This is a genomic window from Xanthomonas hortorum, assembly GCF_040279205.1.
GTDB lineage: Bacteria > Pseudomonadota > Gammaproteobacteria > Xanthomonadales > Xanthomonadaceae > Xanthomonas > Xanthomonas hortorum_F.
The window spans coordinates 82,138-98,184 of the sequence record NZ_JBEOLS010000007.1; the positions used below are offsets into that span (position 1 = coordinate 82,138).

Consider the following 16,047-nt stretch of genomic DNA (forward strand, 5'->3'; position numbering starts at 1 on the left):
TGGCGCATGCCCACGACCGATCTGCGCAAGGCGCAACTGCAAATCCATTTCTGCGTCCTGCTCTGGGGCATAACCGCGATCCTGGGCAAGCTGATCACGCTGCCAGCGTTGCCGTTGGTGTGGTGGCGGATGTTGATCGTGGTGGTGGCGCTGGCGTTGTTGCCGCGGGTGTGGCGCGGGCTGCGCGGCCTGTCTGGGCGGGTGGTGCTGGGCTATTGCGGCATCGGCGCACTGGTGGCCTTGCATTGGCTGACCTTCTACGGCGCGATCAAGTTGGCCAATGCATCCGTGGCAGCGACCTGCATTGCGCTGGCGCCGGTGTTTACCGCAGTGATCGAGCCCTGGGTGACGCAGCGACCGTTCCGCCCGCGCGAATTGCTGTTCGGGCTGGCGGTGTTGCCGGGCGTGGCGCTGGTGGTCGGCGGCGTGCCGGATGGCATGCGTGCCGGCGTGGTGGTTGGCGCGATTTCGGCAGTATTTGTCGGGTTATTCGGCTCGCTCAACAAACGCATGGTGACGCATGCCGACCCGCTCACCGTCACCGCGTTGGAACTCGGCGCCGGCACGCTGACCCTGACCTTGCTGGCACCGGCAATGCCGCTGCTGTTGCCGTCGTTGCATGGCAATCTGCTGATTATTCCCAGCCTGCACGATGGCGTGCTGCTGCTCCTGCTGTCGCTGGCCTGCACCTTGCTGCCGTTTGCGCTGGCGCTGGTGGCCTTGCGCCATCTCAGCGCCTACTCGGTGCAGCTGGTGACCAACCTGGAACCGGTCTACGCCATCGTGCTGGCGATCGCGCTGCTGGGCGAACAGCGCGAGCTGACCCTGCAGTTCTACCTGGGCGTGGCCATCATTCTCGGCGCGGTGTTCCTGCATCCCATGCTGGAACGCCGGCGCAAGATCGTGCACCCGGAACTGCTCGGCACCGCCGAAGCGAAGAACATCGTCGAGTGACTGCGCAGCGCAGTGCGTCCGAGCATCGACAACTCCCATCGAACACCATCGTAGGAGCGGCCCAGGCCGCGACAGGCATTATCGATGAAGCATCGGCGCACGCAGCAGCACCGCCCTACCCCAACGCCACCACTTGATCGCGCCCGCCGCGCTTGGCCGCATACAAGGCCTGGTCGGCGCGCTTGATCACCGCTTCCACGTTTTCCTGCGGATGCAGCGTTGCCACGCCGATGCTTACCGTCACCGGCAGCGCGATCGTCATCACCGCCACGCTCTGGCGCAGATATTCGCATTGCACGCGCGCTTGCAGCAGATCCACATTGGGCAGCAGCAATACGAATTCCTCGCCGCCGTAACGCGCGATGGTGCCGGCACCGGCGACATGCGCGCGCAGCAACGCAGAGAGCTCACGCAGCACCACATCGCCCTGGTCGTGGCCGTGCACGTCGTTGACGGTCTTGAAGTGGTCCACGTCCAGCAACGCCACCGACAACGGCTGGCCTGCCGCACGCGTCTGATCGGTCGCCGCCGCCAAGGCAGCCGCAAACGCACGCCGGTTGGGCAAGCCGGTCAATGGATCGGTACGAGTCTGTTCGACCAGGTCCGCATTCAACGCATCCATCTGCGCGTAATAACCGGCCATCTGCTGCTCGTACCATTCGCGCTCATGCAACTGCTGACGCAGGCGCTTGCCGGCCAGGCGCAACTCCAGCAGATACGAGGCCTGGCGCGATAACGCCTGCAAAGCTTGCCGCTGCTCATCGCGCAGATGCGCCGGGGTCTGGTCGAAGACGCACAGCGAGCCCAGCGCCATCCCTTCGCTGGTCACCAACGGTGCACCGGCGTAGAAGCGCACCGCAGAAGTGCCGGTCACCATCGGGTTGTCGTGGAAGCGTGGGTCGAGCAAGGTGTCGTCGACCATCAACACTTCATCCGGGCGCAGGATCGCGTGCGCACAGAACGAGATGTCGCGCGGCGCTTCGCCGCGTGGCGCGCCATGCGCAGACTTGAACCACTGGCGGTCTTCGTCCACCAACACCACGGCCGCCATCTGCGTCTCGCACAGCGTGGACGCGATCATGGTGAGATCGTCGAACGCGCGCTCTGGCGGCGAATCCAGCACCTCGTACTGGCGCAGCGCTGCGAGCCGTTCGGCCTCGTTGTCCGGCAATTCCGGTTTGATCACCTGCCCGCTCCCCAGCTGGCTATTTGCAGCGAAAGTATGACCGAGCGCGTCAAGCTCGACTATCGGGGTGCGCCGGACCACCCGAGACACCGTGTCGCTTCCGTTCAGCCCATGCCTTGCGGCGTCACCACTCGGTGCGCTGCGGCAGCAAGCCGCGCAGTTCCGCATCGCTGAGGTTGCGCCACTGCCCCGGCTTGAGCGCAGCCAGCTTGATGTTGTCGATGCGCACCCGACGCAACTGGGTCACGCGGTAGCCGAATTCGGAGGCCATCAGGCGGATCTGCCGATTCAAGCCCTGCTCCAGCACGATGCGGAAGCCGAACTTGGCAATCCGCGCGGTGCGGCACGGCAACGTGGTCTCGTTGTGGATGCGCACGCCGCGTGCCATGCCACGCAGGAATTCGTCGGTGACCGGCTTGTTGACCGCCACCAGATATTCCTTCTGGTGGCGATTTTCCGCACGCAGGATCTCGTTGACGATGTTGCCGTTGCTGGTCATCAGGATCAGCCCCTCGGACTCCTTGTCGAGCCGGCCGACCGGAAAGATGCGCTGCTCGTGGCCGACGAATTCGACGATATTGCCCTTGACCGAGCTTTCGGTGGTGCAGGTGATGCCGACCGGCTTGTTGAGCGCAATGTACACATGCTTGCGGCCACCGGGCTTGCTGGCAGCGCGGGTGCGCAACGGCTGACCGTCCACCAGCACGGTATCTTCCTCGCCCACCACCGCACCGGTGCCGGCAGGCACGCCGTTGACTGTGACGCGGCGTTCGCCGATCAGCCGATCGGCCTCACGGCGGGAGCAGAAGCCGGTTTCGGCGATGTATTTGTTGAGTCGAGTTGTCATCTGCCGATTATCGGCGATTTATCGGCAATCGTGAGCCGTTGCCGCTATCCAGGCACCGCCATCAACGGCAGGGAGGCCTGCACCAGCTCATCCAGAGGGCATGGGCGATGCAGGCTGAAACCCTGCACCTGGCCCACGCCGGCCTCGCGCAGGCCGGCAATATCGGCCTCCGACTCCACCCCTTCGGCCACCACTTCGATCCCCAGCGCCAGGCCGACCTGCGCGATCGAATGCACTGCGGCGCGATCGACCGCGTCGTGCGCGTAATTGCGCACGAAGCCGCAATCGATCTTCAGCACGTCCACGGTGAACTGTTTGAGATAGCCGAACGAGGCCAGGCCGCTGCCGAAATCGTCCAGCGCCACATGGCAACCACGCGCCCGCACGCTCTGCACGAAGCGCTGCGCCTGTTCCAGATTGCCGATGACCGCGGTCTCTGTGATCTCCATGCACAGCTTGGGCACCAGCGTGGGGTAGCGCTCGAACAAGGCGCACACGAAGTCGAGAAAATCCGGCTGGGCGATCGATTGCGCCGACAGATTCACATGGCAAAGATCCAGTCTCGCCACATGCAGCGGGTTGGCCGCCAATTGTGCGCACAAGGTTTCCAGCACATGCACATCGACCATGCGACCCAGGCCATAGCGCTCCACCGCAGGCAGGAATTCGCCCGGGCTCAGCACGCGGCCGTCGCGCGCGCGCATGCGCACCAGCACTTCGTACTGCAGGCGTCCCGGGTCGCTCAACACCTGGATTTTCTGCGCATACAACAGCAACCGCTGTTCGGCGATGGACTGCTGCACCGCGCTGATCCAGCCACCGTCGTGGCGGCGCCGCGCCAGCGCCAGATCGTTTTCGTCGAAACAGCGAATGCGGTTGCGCCCTTCTTCCTTGGCCGCATAACAGGCCAGATCGGCGGCGGTCATCAAGGCGTTGAGATCACTGGCTCCCTGGCGGATTTCCACCACGCCAAAGCTGCAACTGGGCGTCAGCGGCTTGCCGCCCTGATGGCTCCACGGCTGCCCGAGCACGCCGTGCATGTGGGTAAGCAAGGCCTGCGCCTGCAGCAGATCGGTATTGGCCAGCAGGATCGCGAACTCGTCGCCACCCAGCCGCCCCAGCCAATCGCCCGGGCGAAGCTGCATGGTGATCACATCGGCGAAATGGCACAGGAACTTGTCGCCGACCGCATGCCCGAAGGTGTCGTTGACCAGCTTGAAATGATCCAGGTCCACAAAACACAGCGCGTGGCACAGCTGCGGCGATTGCGGTGGTTCGATCAGGCGCAGCAGCCGGCGCTCGATCTCGTGGCGATTGATCAAGCCGGTCAAGGCATCGTGGCGCGCGTGGAAAGACACTTCGTCGGCCAGCTCGTGCGCATGCGAGACATCTTCGATCACCGCCAGCACCAGCGTCGGTTCTTCCGGGCCCGGCTCCACCAGCGAGGCGCTCCAGCGCCCCCACATCACTCCGCCGTCGGCGCGCAGAAAGCGCAGTTCGCCGGACTGCATCAATCTGGGCCAGTCGATCATGCCGCGGCTGTCCAGCGCGATATCGTCCGGATGCATCACCTCGGCCAGCGTGCAGGCCTGTAGTTCCTCGGGCCGGTAGCGCAGGATGTTGGCCATCGAGGTGTTTGCATCGAGCACGCGACCGCGCAGGTCGAACTTGACCATGCCCAGCGCCGCCTGCTGAAACGCAGTGCGGAAGCGGCCCTCGTGCGAGAGCAGATAATCGCGGATGCGGCGCATCGCCAGCACGCAGGTGGTCAGCACCAGCAGCAAGGTGGCCACGCTGCAGAACACCATCACATCGTGCAGCAGTCGCGCGCAGCGGATCAGCAAGGCCTGAAATTTTTCGGCATCGCCGCGCATGCGCGCATCCAGCAGATGCAGGTCCTCGCGCAGGTTCTGCAGCGCGCGCGGATCGGGCCGGCTGGTGGCTTGCGCCGATGCCGCCCTGTCGGCCAGTACGCTCAGCTGCAGGATATCGGCGTCGGTGTGTTTCCACAGCGCGATCGCCTCGCTCAGATACGGAAACACCTGGCCGTAGCGGTACAGCCGTACCATTTGCGGCATGTCCTGGCGGGCATTGCGCCCTGCGGCCAGACCGGCGTACACCGCGTCCCAGTCGATCACCGGCTGTTCGACCGCCTGACGCGCCGCACGATCGCCCAGTGGCACCTCCAGTGCGCGACAGGCGGCCTGCAGGTCGGCCGGATCGCCGCTCACCAGATAGCGCTCCAACCAGTACACCGACTCCTGCTGGGCGTTGGACCAATGGCTTTGGCCGACGATCCAGGCGGTGGCGCCGGACTGGACCTCGATCATCAGCGCCGAGAGCATCGCCATGCCGACAGCCACACCGATCAGCAATGCCAAGGGAAGTGTCAGCCAGCCGCGCACCGTGTGCATGGTCCGACCACCGCTTTTGCCGCGTGCCGCCTGCGCCATCGCCATCCTCGTCCCCCACCGCTGCCCAATGCGATTCAGGCGCCCAGTGGGCGCCTGAAGGCAGTAGCGGCCGCAACGACCGAGTCTGTATGGCAATGCGCACCCGGCGAGTACAACTGCCTCACGGACTTAGCATGGCTAACAAAGCATGGTTGGCGATGGACGCTTATTGCAGAACAAGACGCGGGAATCGGTATGCGTCAATAAACATATCGACTCCAGACACCGACCGCGCGGGCCAAATGGCCGCACGCAGCCGGTTTGTCAGCTGCGCTTACTCGCCGCGTGGCTTGGGCGGACCCTTGCGATGCGGCGCACCGGCACGGTCCATCGGACGGTTCGGCCCATTCGGGCGACCGGCCGGCTTGCCGCTACGCGGGAAGCGCGGCTTGGACGGCGACGCCGCAGCCTCGCCCTCTTCCAGCTTGCGCATGTTGAGCTGCTGACCGGACACCCAGACTTTTTTCAGGTGGGTCAGCAATTCGCGCGGCATGTCGGCCGGCAGATCCAGAATCGAATAATCGTCCTGGATGTCGATACGGCCGATGTAGCGGCTTTCCAGACCCGCTTCGTTGGCGATCGCGCCAACGATGTTGGCCGGCTTGACGCCGTGGGTGTGGCCCACTTCGATGCGGTAGCTCTCCATGCCGACCTCCGGTTCGCCACGCGGGGCGACCGGGTCGCGACGCGGACGCTCAGCGCCGGCGCCGTCACCGGCAAACGCAGGACGCTCGGCACGCGGCGGACGCGCAGCGCGCTCGCCATCGGCACGCGGGCCTCGTTCGAACTTCGGCTCGAAGCGTGGACGCTCGCCACGATCACCGCGATCGGCACGCTCGTTGCGCTGCGGTGCGAATTCCTCGCGTGCGCCACGCACCGGTGGGGTCAGCAGGAACGGCGAATCGCCTTGCAGCAACTTGGCCATCGCCGCGGCGATATCGATCGCCGGCACGTTGTTCTCGCTCTCGTAGCGCTGCAACAGATCGCGATACATCTCGATCTGGCCGCCGGCCAAGGTCTCGGTGATGCGGGTCATGAAACGCGCCACGCGGGTGTCGTTGACCGCATCCACGCTGGGCAGCTGCATTTCTTCGATCGGCTGGCGGGTCGCGCGCTCGATCGAACGCAGCATGCCCTTCTCGCGCGGGGTGACGAACAGGATCGCATCGCCGGTGCGGCCGGCACGGCCGGTACGGCCGATGCGGTGCACATAGCTTTCGGTGTCGTACGGAATGTCGTAGTTCAGCACGTGGCTGACGCGCTCCACGTCCAGGCCGCGTGCGGCCACGTCGGTGGCAACCAGGATGTCCAGCTTGCCGTCCTTGAGCTGGGCAATGGTCTTCTCGCGGGCGGCCTGCTGCATGTCGCCGTTGATGGCGGCAGCGGCCAGACCGCGCGCCTGCAGCTTCTGCGCCAGTTCTTCGGTACCGGCCTTGGTGCGCGCGAAGATGATCATGCCGTCGAACGGCTCGACCTCGAGAATGCGGGTCAGCGCATCCAGCTTGTGCAAGCCGCTCACCCACCAATAGCGCTGGCGGATGTTAGCCGAGGTGGTGGTCTTGGCCGCGATGGTGACTTCGGCCGGGTCCTTCAGATAGGTCTGCGCGATCCGGCGGATCGCCGGCGGCATGGTCGCGGAGAACAGCGCCACCTGGCGCTTTTCCGGTAACTTCTTCAGCACCGCTTCGACGTCGTCGATGAAGCCCATGCGCAGCATTTCGTCAGCTTCGTCCAGCACCAGCGTCTTGAGCTGGGACAGATCCAGGGTGCCGCGATCCAGGTGATCGATCACGCGGCCGGGAGTGCCCACCACCACATGCACGCCGCGCTTGAGCGCGCTCAGCTGCTGGGCGTAGGGCTGGCCGCCGTAGACCGGCAGCACGCGGAAGCCGGGAATGGCTTCGGCATATTTCTGGAAGGCCTCGGCGACCTGGATGGCCAGCTCGCGGGTCGGGGCCAGCACCAGCGCCTGCGGCTTGAGCTGGTTCAGATCGGCGTTGGACAGCACCGGCAGCGCGAACGCGGCGGTCTTGCCGGTACCGGTCTGCGCCTGGCCGAGGACGTCGCGGCCGGCAAGCAGCGCGGGAATGGTGGCAGCCTGGATCGGCGACGGCGACTCGTAGCCAACGTTGGCAACGGCTTTCATCACAGCGTCCGAGAGGCCGAGGTCTGCAAACAGCAGCGGCGCGGAAGATTCTTGGGTCATTGGTAACTCCGGAGGCGCCGCACGGATCCGGCAAGCGCAAAGCAGCATAGTGTGCGCCTTCAGGCCCCCTGGTGTCGAAATTTTCATAACAGTCCGTTCAGGTTGTGAGGATTTGCCCTGTCTGGCGAATCATCTCTTCGAATCTTCTTATCCACTTGCGCGGCCGGAGCCATGTCCCTGGAAACAGACCTGCACACCCGCTTCAACGCCTTGCTGCAGCATCACCGCGGCATCGTCGTGAAGGTCGCGGCCAGCTATTGCTGGAACCCGGACGACCGCGCCGAGCTGGCGCAAGACATCACCGTGCAGTTATGGCGCGCGTTTCCTGGCTATGACCCAAACCGGCGTTTTTCCACCTGGATGTATCGCATCGCATTGAACGTGGCGATCAGCGATCTGCGCGGCCGCAGCCGGGCTGCGCACGACCCGGTGCCGCTGGAGGCGGTGGCCGACAGCATCGCCGACCCACTGGCGCGCGACCCGGCGCACGAGCAGCAGATCGCCGCGCTCTACCGCTTCATCGCGCAACTGCCGCGGCTGGAGCGCGCACTGATGCTGCTGTACCTGGACGACCACAGCTACCGCGAGATCGGCGAGGTGCTCGGCATCAGCGAGACCAACGTCGCCACGAAACTCAGCCGCCTCAAAGCGCGCATCCGCGCCGAACTCTGACCCACACGACCCGCAAGAGGAGCAGCACATGGAACTCGACGACATGCAACGCGCCTGGCACGCAGTGCATCAACGCCTGGATCAGCAAACCGCACTTACCGGCCAACTGTTCGGCGAGGTGCGCGGCCACGCAGCGCGCGCCAGCCTGCGCCCGCTATGGGCGAGCCAGATCGCGCAGTTGCTGTGCGCCATCGCGCTGAACATCGTGATCGCCCGCAGTTGGCTTGCCCACGCGGACCAGGCTGCGGCGATCATCGGCGGCGTGCTGCTGCAGGCGTGGAGTGTGGCGCTGGCAATCTCCGCACTACGCCAACTGCAATTGGTGTCGCAACTGGATTTCGCCGGACCGCTGCTGCACACACAGCAGGCGCTCGCGCAACTGCGGCGCTGGCGCACGCGGGTGGCGCCGTGGCTGGGCATCGCGTTCTGGGTGCTGTGGGTCGCCGTGGCCGATGGCCTCTGGCGCACGCTCACCGGCATGACGCTGCCGCACAGCTGGCTGCTGATCAATGCGCTGGTGGGCGTGCTCGGCGCCATCGGCACCTGGCTCGGCTACCGGCGACTGCAACGCACCCAGCATCCGTGGCTGGAGCGCATCGACAACGCGCATGCCGGCCCCGGCGTCATCCGTGCCGAAAGCATGCTGGACGAGATCGCCCGCTTTCGAGGCGAATAACCCACCGGCGCCACACGCGAACCGCAGCGCATTGGATGCTGCCAAAGCGCTTGCGTGGTGACGTATCGATCCAGCTGCCGCCCTTCACCTTGGCGCAGTGGTGTTGTCGCCTGAGACAGGCGGATAATCGCGGTCTTCCTGTTAGCGAGCGCACCATGCAATTTCTGGAATTCGACCTGGACGGCGAATACATCGAGCTCAACCAGTTGCTCAAGCTGGCCGGCATTGCCGACAGCGGCGGCCAGGGCAAGGCAATCGTCGCCAGCGGCGCGGTCAGCGTGGATGGCGTGCAGGAACTGCGCAAGACCGCCAAGATCCGTCCCGGCCAGCTGGTGCAATTGGACGATGTAGAAATCCGCGTGCTGGCGTTGGACCCCGATGCGGAGCCGGCAGAATGAAGGTGGTGCAGGTCAGCTGGCGCAATGTCGCGCCCTCCTCCGAAGATCCGGACCACGATGTCTATATTTTTTCGATCGATGCCGATTCGGCGACGCCGTTCTGGTTCGAGCAGTCGATTCGTGGTGGCCACGCCGAGCGTGGCGGTTGCAGCATGCTGGCCTTGCACGAGCTGGAAGGCTGGCCTGGCGGCTGGCGCGCAGATGTGACCAAAGCCGGCTGCGCCTGGGTGATTCCCCTGCTGGAAGAAGCCCTGCGCAGCGGCGATGCGCAGACCGCGATCGATGCGATTCTTGCGCGGGTCAACGCGCCGGCCTGATTGCTGCGCCGGATGAAAGCAGGCCTGATCAAGCCCGCCCGATTGCCGCACGAGCACACCCGAACGAGCGGAGGACTGTACTGCCCCAACGCGCGTCGAACATCGTTGCAGGGCACTGCGCATGACAACAGCGCAGCGCCGCACGCAGTGCCTCTCCCCGCTCCTACTTCAACGCGTCAAACGCTCCGCTGCGTCAGATGCGCCGCAATCGCCTGTTTGAACGGTGCCACCGCATGCGCTGCACGCAAGGCGCCATGCCGCAGCACACGTGCCGGCGCGCGATCGTCGGTATACAACGCGGCCAGTGCATTGGTCGCTTCGTACAGCGGCCGCGTTGCCAGCCGATGCGCGCGTTCGTAGCCGTGCAACAGCGACGCGGCGCCGATATCGCGCCCGGCACCTGCGGCGGCACGCACGCGCTCGGCCAGGCGTGCCTGGCTCTGCAAGCCGAAGTTGAACCCATGCGCAGTGACCGGGTGCATGCCCACTGCCGCATCGCCGATCAGCGCTGCACGCTCAGCCACAAAACGCTGCGCGTACACCGCCACCAGCGGATACGCATGCCGGCTGCCGTCCTGCTGCATCGGGCCAAGCCGGTGTTCGAATGCTTCGGTCACCGCCGCGCTGAAGTCCGCCTCATTCATCGCCATCAAGGCCTCTATCTGGCGCGGCGGCAGCGTCAGCACTGCGCCGGCGCGATTGCCCTGCAGCGGCAGTAGCGCCAGCGTCTTGCCATAACCGAACCACTCCCATGCCGCCTGCCGGTGCGGCAGCGCATGCCGCATGCGGCACACCAGCATGCTCCTGCCGAAATCGCGCAGCTGCGCGCCGATACCAAGCAGGCGCCGGGTGCTGGAAAATCGACTGTCGGCCGCCACCAACAGACGCGCCGACAGCGTTTCCCCATCGGATAACTGCAGCACCACGCGGTCGCCACACTGCTGCACGGCCTGCAGCGTGCAATCGCAACGGATCTGCAGCGCAGGTTGTGCCTGCACGGCCTGCCAGGCGGCGCGACGGATCAGATGATTCGGCACCAGCCATCCCAGATCGCCAGCGCTGCGTGCGGAGGCCGCAAAGGTCAATGCGAACTGCGAATGCCCATCCATGACGCGTGCATCGCGCAGCGGGGAGATTGCATCTGCGGAAAACTGCTGCCAGATCCCCAATTGTTCCAGCAGCGCACGCGAGGCGTGGGTCAATGCGATCTCGCGCCCGTCGAATGCAGGATCGGCGAGCTGCGCGCGCGGTTGCTGGTCGACCAACACCACCGACAGACCACTGCCGGCCAACGACCGCGCAAAACTCAGGCCCACCGGCCCCGCGCCAATGACCGCGATATCTACCGATTGCATGCTGCGCTCCGCCACCACCGATATGCCTAGTTTAGCGGCAGCGGTGTTGCCGGTCCTTTGATCAGGATCAAGGAGACTGAAAGCCGCCGGCGAAACCGCTGCAGCGGCCAGACGGCTCGCAACGTTCCGTCAGCAACTCCTCAGCTGTCTGCGTGAACGCAACCTGCGCACATCACCAGCCCAACAGCGCCCGCACCAACTTGACGATGCCCCAGAACGACACCACCCAGATTGCACTACGCAGATAAGGGATGCCTGCTGCATACACCGGCACATAGGCCACGCGCGCCCACAGATACAGCTGCACAGCGAGCGCGGTCTCTGCATTGGTGCGTCCGGCAATACTCACCGCAAGCACTGCAGCAGCGAAGATCGGAAAGGTTTCCTGATAGTTGCGGAACGCGCGGTCCAGCCGCGCCGCAACACCGGTCAACGGCTTGGTCTCGCCATCGCGCGCGCTGGCGTTCCACTTGGTGCCGCGCTGGGCGGTCATGCTGGCCGAGGCGGCCAGCAATTGCACCAGGCCGAGCACCATCGCCCAGCCCAGCATCTTTAGTTCGATCGTCAGTTCCACTCAGAGTCTCCAGTTGGCCGCGGCATCACTTGATCGACGCGCGCAGGCTGTAGCCGGCAAGCCGCCAGGTCTTGTCCTCGTCCAGCCGGAACGACACCAGCTCGCGCACCGGCTGCTGCGCCTTGGCAAACCGGGTCGGGAAGCTGACATTGATGTACAGGCCTTCCGGCACCTGCGCGCCGGGACCGTACTTGACCCGTGTCACCGAGCCCTGCCCGCGGCCGACCACTGCGCCCAGGCGCGCGCGCTCGGCACCGATCTGGCTGACGAACACATCGCGCTTGACCGCCGTCTTGGCCACCGTGGAGGCGCCATCCCATAGCGGTGCGACCTGGTTGGTATCGACCATCTGCGCCACACGCAATGCGGCCTGGGTCATCTCGGTGTTCTGCTTGACTAGCTGCGCCTGCTGCGCGGTAGTGGCTGCAGGCGTGCCTGCGGTTGTTGTTCCGCCAGCAACCGGTGCGGCGGCCGGACGGGCGCCGGTCTGAGGTTGTTGTGCGAAGGCAACCGACGGAGCCAACACCAGCACGGCAAGCAAAGGGGGACGGAACATTGGGTAGATGACCTTGTGCGTATATCGATGGAGGGAGAACAATCGCACGCTGGGTGCGCCCGGAACGGCAGTCTAGTGCGTGGGGCGTCGAGGTACGTTGAGCGCGCAGCGCCATGGCACATCGACATCAGGCGTGCCGGCAACAAGTTTCACTGCATGACTGGCAGCGTCAGGCGTCTCCGCTCGGCGGGACCGTCGCAACGCTGCGAGGCCGCCATAGTCGCCAGCTGATCCACAGCGCACGCGCAGTGGCTGCAATCAACGCGACCAGACTCAGCCAGACCGCCAGCGTGGCCGGCCATTGCACTTGCTTGGCTGCGGCGATCATCTGCAGGAGCTCGGCAATCCCGAACCCGCCCAGCACCAGCAGGGCCGATGGCAGGTACGCCAGCATCACCCCTTTCGTTTTCCCGATCATGTTGCCCCCCGGCGCCGTTGTCTGCTGCGACGATAGGCAGCGGACGGTGCGGTGCGCGTGAAGCTCAGCCTTCGCTTTGACCAGGGGCCGGCGCAGGCTCAGAGGCCGACTCGGCTGCCGGGGCCGCTGCCGGCGTGGTCACTTCTGGGCCGGCTGCCGCTGCCTTCGCCGGGTCGGAAGTCGCAGGCGCTGCCGCTGCCTTCGCCGGGTCGGAAGTCGCAGGCAAGGCGGCAGCATCGGTTTCGGCCAGCGGGCTTTCTTCCGGGCAGGTGGCATCCGGGAAGCCGAAGCGCTGCTTCAAGGCTAGACCGCAGGCGTTGACCGCCTCCAGATCGGCGCCCTCGCTCTTGCACCTCTGATCGAAGGCGACCAGAAACGCATCCTTACGGCGCACGAAGGCGTCGCCGCACTTGCGCATCTGGCGGATGCGCTCCAGGTCGTCCTGCACCGCATTGGTGCCATCCAGGCCGTACTCGCGCAGCTCGTCCATCGTGAGCAGGCGCAGGCTGCGGTTGGGCACGGTCATCATCAGATCGGCCACTGCCACCGCCACGCCGTTGCGCTCCAGATAATCCTTGACGTTGCCGTAGACCTCGTGCAATTCGCGATTGAGTTCCGCACGCGAGGTGGCCTTGGAACTGATCCGCATCATGCGATGGATGCCGATCTTGCCGGCCACCAACCGGTTGTCGCCGGCAGCCAGCACGAACACGCAGGCACTGTGGCAGATCGAGCCTTCGCGCACCCAGATGGTCCAGTTGGATTCGCCGATCGTATCGCCGGCGCGGATCGCCGCTTCCACCTGCCCGCCGCTGGAATCCAGGTCCAGGATGCGATGCGGCAGCTGCAGTTGCTCGGCCACTGCCGCCAACCGCCATACCAACGCAGCGAAGCCGGCGTTGATCTTGCCGGCGTAACGCACCCGCAGCAGCCCGGTGTCGCGACAAGGCGCCAGCGCCGCTTCCACACTGGCGCGATCCAGCGCCGGCAACAGCGTGCCATCGCCGGCTTCGCTGCTGTAATCGGTGGCGCAGCTGATCCAGGCCTTGCCGGCTTCCAGTTCCGCCTGCGGCCACGCCGCTTCGCTCGTTTGCGCGCGCGGGCGCGGCGGCGGCGCCACCGGTTCGGGCGTATCCACCGAGACCATATGGTCGCCATCGCCGGCCTGCCCCGCGCCGTTCTGCTGCGCACCCGCGGCATCGGCAGAGGTGCCGGTGCGATCGCAACCAGACAGCGCCAGCACGCAGCAAAGAGAGAGACAGAGCAGTTTCAGCATGAGGTACGACACAGACCGCGACCGAGATCACCCTCAGTCTATGGCTGAATGGGCCAACCGTTTGACCCTGCCATGAACACGCATGCCCTGCGCAGTGCTGTCCGAAAACGGCCAGCCGTGGTCGGAACGAGCGCATAGACTGGCGCCATGCAGACCGCCACGCCCGACCGACTCCAATGCGACCGCGCCCGCTTAGCGCGCGATGCACGCTTCGACGGGTTGTTCTTCACCGCCGTGCGCAGCACCGGTATCTACTGCCGGCCAGTATGTCCGGCTCCGCCGCCCAAGCCGGGTAATATCAGTTACTACGCAACTGCGGCAGCGGCCAGTGCGGCCGGCTACCGGCCATGCCTGCGCTGCCGGCCGGAACTGTCGCCGCAGGCGCAGCAGCATCTGGGCGAAGAGAGCGTGCAGCGTGCGTTGGCGATGATTGTCGAAGGCGCCCTGCAGGAGCAGCCGGTGCAGACGCTGGCCGATGCGGTCGGTTTGAGTGCGCGCCAGTTGCAGCGTCAGTTCGTGCAGCAGCTCGGCGCCACGCCGATCCAGGTGCATGGCACGCGCCGGCTACTGCTGGCCAAGCAACTGCTGACCGAAACCGCATTGCCGGTCACCGAAGTCGCACTGGCGGCCGGCTTCAACAGCCTGCGGCGCTTCAACGCGGCGTTTCTGGATGGCTGCGGCATGCCGCCATCGGCGTTGCGCAAGCAGCGTGCCGAGGTGCCGGGTGGCGAACTGACCTTGCGGCTCGGCTATCGGCCGCCGCTGGATCTACCGGCGATGCTGGCGTTTCTGCAGCGGCGTGCGATTCCCGGCATCGAGCAGGTCGACGCCAGCGGCTACCGACGCGTGATCGGCACGCCCGGCAACGCGACGCTGATCGACGTCAGCGCGGCGCCGCAGCGTGCGGAGTTGTTGTTGCGCATCGGTGCGACCGACCCGCGTCAGATTCCGCAGATCGTGCGACGCGTGCGCCGGTTGTTCGATCTGGATGCGGATCTGCAGGCGGTGCACGCCACGTTGGCGTCCGAGCCGTTGCTGGCCGAGGCGATCGCGCACCGCCCCGGCCTGCGCGTGCCGGGTGGCTGGGACGGCTTTGAAGTGGCGGTGCGCGCGGTACTGGGCCAGCAGATCAGCGTGGCCGGTGCGGCGACGCTGGCGGCGCGGCTGGTCGAGCGCCATGGCGGCCATCATGTCGACATGCCGCCGGGCCTGGATCGCATCTTTCCCACGCCGGAACAGCTGGCCGAGGCGCCGCTGGAACACCTCGGCCTGCCACGTGCACGTGCCGCCACACTGCGTGCATTGGCATCGGCATGCGCGCAAGGCCGGCTACATTTTGGCGCCGGCCAACGCCTGCCCGAGTTCGTCGCCGCCTGCACTGCGTTGCCTGGCATCGGGCCGTGGACCGCGCAGTACGTCGCCATGCGTGCGCTATCGCATCCGGATGCGTTTCCGGCCGGCGACCTGATCCTGCAGCAGGTGCTCGGCACGCCGGAGCGCCTGAGCGAACGCGCCACCGAAACCCGCTCGCAGGCATGGCGGCCGTGGCGCGCCTACGCCGTATTGCACCTGTGGCATCTCGCCGTCGATCGCAAGGACACCCGTTCATGAGCACGTTGTATTACGACACCTTCCCCTCGCCGATCGGCGCACTCAGCGTGGCCGCCGATCACGCCGGCGTGCACCACATCCTGTTCGCGCAGAATCGCTACGACGCGCTCGGCCGCGCGCGTTGGTTGCATGATCCCGATGCACCATTGGTGCGCGAGGCACGCGAGCAATTGCTCGACTATCTGTACGGCGGGCGGCGCAGTTTCGATCTGCCATTGGCACCGGCCGGCACGCCGTTTCAGCTGCAGGTCTGGCACACGCTGGCACAGATTCCGTTCGGGCAGACCTGGAGCTATGCGCAACTTGCACAAGCAGTGGGACGGCCGACCGCCAGCCGCGCAGTCGGTGCCGCCAATGGCCGCAATCCGCTGCCGATCGTGCTGCCCTGCCATCGCGTGATCGGTGCCAACGGTGCATTGACCGGCTTCGGCGGCGGCCTGCCGACCAAGCAGGCGTTGTTGCAGCTGGAAGGGTGGTAGCCGCGCCAGAGCACACCTGCCGACGATCTGTTCGCCGAACTCTCCGCAACCAAGGTGCGCTGACTTCGC

At 65.8% G+C, this 16,047-nt stretch carries 16 protein-coding genes; 7 read left to right on the forward strand and 9 right to left on the reverse strand.

Going from position 1 to position 16,047, the window contains the following annotated elements:
• Positions 1 to 6: 6 nt before the first annotated feature.
• A complete protein-coding gene (locus ABS769_RS05080; protein ID WP_317060584.1) occupies positions 7 to 954 on the forward strand; it encodes a DMT family transporter in 948 nt (315 codons plus the stop codon).
• Between the two features lie 115 nt (positions 955 to 1,069).
• Here ABS769_RS05080 and ABS769_RS05085 read toward each other — a convergent pair whose 3' ends face one another.
• The 4 genes from ABS769_RS05085 to ABS769_RS05100 all read right to left on the reverse strand — a co-directional run bounded on the left by ABS769_RS05085 (position 1,070) and on the right by ABS769_RS05100 (position 7,646).
• Entirely contained in the window at positions 1,070 to 2,203 is a 1,134-nt protein-coding gene (locus ABS769_RS05085; protein ID WP_317060616.1) for a GGDEF domain-containing protein, read from the reverse strand.
• A gap of 61 nt (positions 2,204 to 2,264) precedes the next feature.
• Positions 2,265 to 2,987, reverse strand: coding sequence for a pseudouridine synthase (locus ABS769_RS05090; RefSeq protein ID WP_176341416.1), 723 nt, complete (start codon positions 2,985 to 2,987; stop codon positions 2,265 to 2,267).
• A gap of 44 nt (positions 2,988 to 3,031) precedes the next feature.
• A complete protein-coding gene (locus tag ABS769_RS05095; protein ID WP_317060586.1) occupies positions 3,032 to 5,440 on the reverse strand; it encodes a putative bifunctional diguanylate cyclase/phosphodiesterase in 2,409 nt (802 codons plus the stop codon).
• A gap of 274 nt (positions 5,441 to 5,714) precedes the next feature.
• Positions 5,715 to 7,646, reverse strand: coding sequence for a DEAD/DEAH box helicase (locus ABS769_RS05100; RefSeq protein ID WP_176341418.1), 1,932 nt, complete (start codon positions 7,644 to 7,646; stop codon positions 5,715 to 5,717).
• A gap of 171 nt (positions 7,647 to 7,817) precedes the next feature.
• On the opposite strand from ABS769_RS05100, the gene ABS769_RS05105 reads away from it, so the two are divergent.
• The 4 genes from ABS769_RS05105 (at position 7,818) to ABS769_RS05120 (ending at position 9,709) form a co-directional block, all read left to right on the forward strand.
• Positions 7,818 to 8,318 carry an RNA polymerase sigma factor gene (locus ABS769_RS05105; protein ID WP_183086711.1) on the forward strand — a complete coding sequence of 167 codons (501 nt, stop codon included), beginning with the start codon at positions 7,818 to 7,820 and terminating at the stop codon, positions 8,316 to 8,318.
• A gap of 28 nt (positions 8,319 to 8,346) precedes the next feature.
• Positions 8,347 to 8,994, forward strand: a complete 648-nt coding sequence (locus tag ABS769_RS05110; protein ID WP_317060588.1) for a hypothetical protein — start codon at positions 8,347 to 8,349, stop codon at positions 8,992 to 8,994.
• A 155-nt stretch (positions 8,995 to 9,149) separates the two neighbouring features.
• Positions 9,150 to 9,392 (forward strand): RNA-binding S4 domain-containing protein, encoded by a 243-nt coding sequence (locus ABS769_RS05115; protein ID WP_042598248.1) that lies wholly within the window; start codon positions 9,150 to 9,152, stop codon positions 9,390 to 9,392.
• Positions 9,389 to 9,709, forward strand: a complete 321-nt coding sequence (locus ABS769_RS05120) for a hypothetical protein (protein ID WP_317060590.1) — start codon at positions 9,389 to 9,391, stop codon at positions 9,707 to 9,709. Before ABS769_RS05115 ends, ABS769_RS05120 begins: the two co-directional genes overlap by 4 nt.
• Before the next feature lie 176 nt (positions 9,710 to 9,885).
• Here ABS769_RS05120 and ubiM read toward each other — a convergent pair whose 3' ends face one another.
• From ubiM to ABS769_RS05145, 5 genes are all read right to left on the reverse strand, one after another.
• Positions 9,886 to 11,064: a 5-demethoxyubiquinol-8 5-hydroxylase UbiM gene (gene ubiM, locus ABS769_RS05125; protein WP_317060591.1), complete on the reverse strand. Its 1,179-nt coding sequence runs from the start codon at positions 11,062 to 11,064 to the stop codon at positions 9,886 to 9,888.
• A gap of 172 nt (positions 11,065 to 11,236) precedes the next feature.
• Complete coding sequence (locus ABS769_RS05130; RefSeq protein ID WP_317060592.1) at positions 11,237 to 11,638, reverse strand: MAPEG family protein; 402 nt, start codon at positions 11,636 to 11,638, stop codon at positions 11,237 to 11,239.
• A 25-nt stretch (positions 11,639 to 11,663) separates the two neighbouring features.
• Entirely contained in the window at positions 11,664 to 12,194 is a 531-nt protein-coding gene (locus ABS769_RS05135) for a DUF4019 domain-containing protein (protein WP_317060593.1), read from the reverse strand.
• A 169-nt stretch (positions 12,195 to 12,363) separates the two neighbouring features.
• Positions 12,364 to 12,612 carry a hypothetical protein gene (locus ABS769_RS05140; RefSeq protein ID WP_023904514.1) on the reverse strand — a complete coding sequence of 83 codons (249 nt, stop codon included), beginning with the start codon at positions 12,610 to 12,612 and terminating at the stop codon, positions 12,364 to 12,366.
• A gap of 64 nt (positions 12,613 to 12,676) precedes the next feature.
• Positions 12,677 to 13,888, reverse strand: coding sequence for a hypothetical protein (locus ABS769_RS05145; RefSeq protein WP_317060594.1), 1,212 nt, complete (start codon positions 13,886 to 13,888; stop codon positions 12,677 to 12,679).
• 147 nt (positions 13,889 to 14,035) lie between these two features.
• Between ABS769_RS05145 and ABS769_RS05150 the strand changes: the two genes are divergently transcribed.
• Positions 14,036 to 15,499 carry an AlkA N-terminal domain-containing protein gene (locus tag ABS769_RS05150; protein WP_317060595.1) on the forward strand — a complete coding sequence of 488 codons (1,464 nt, stop codon included), beginning with the start codon at positions 14,036 to 14,038 and terminating at the stop codon, positions 15,497 to 15,499.
• The gene (locus ABS769_RS05155) at positions 15,496 to 15,978 is read left to right on the forward strand and encodes a methylated-DNA--[protein]-cysteine S-methyltransferase (protein ID WP_317060596.1); all 483 of its coding nucleotides are present in this window, start codon (positions 15,496 to 15,498) and stop codon (positions 15,976 to 15,978) included. The genes ABS769_RS05150 and ABS769_RS05155 overlap by 4 nt, the downstream gene beginning before the upstream one ends.
• The last annotated feature ends 69 nt before the right edge of the window (positions 15,979 to 16,047 follow it).